Genomic DNA, 462 nt, shown 5'->3' with positions numbered 1-462 from the left:
GCCCTACAACGTATGGCAATGATAAGAAGTTATATGAGATCTCAAGTTACTCAACAGCCATTTGACACGTCTCGATTAGAGCGATTAGGTATAACGGAGCGCCAAACTAAAGACATGTATCGTTTATTAGGACTAGCCAAATATGAAGATCGATTTGTTATTCCAACATCACACAAAGAAACCTATTTAGATACGTATCACGCACAAGGTAGTACAGGATACAATTACGGCGGCGAGCATTTTGGAGATAACTGTGAAGGCTGTGGCGTTGCAGTAGGTTCAGGGAAAACTGGTCAAGAAATTTATAATGAGAATTTCTATGGAGGGATTTTCCGTGATTAATTTCGATAATTTTAAAAAATATCAAGAAAGTTTTGGATATATGGCACAACAGTTATGTTTTCCAGAAAAATTAACTTTTCATCCAAAAACTTTTGAAGAAACAATTTCGAAAGATCATCC

Annotated in this window: 1 pseudogene; it reads left to right on the top strand. The window is 36.1% G+C overall.

Annotation, left to right across the window (positions count from 1 at the left end):
- Positions 1-342 (top strand): annotated as a pseudogene (locus tag J1M86_RS24145) (hypothetical protein); the annotation flags it as partial.
- Positions 343-462 lie beyond the last annotated feature (120 nt).

Source organism: Rhodococcus sp. KRD197 (genome assembly GCF_017168235.1).
GTDB lineage: Bacteria > Actinomycetota > Actinomycetes > Mycobacteriales > Mycobacteriaceae > Rhodococcoides.
This window is presented reverse-complemented; position numbering and strand designations above follow the sequence as displayed.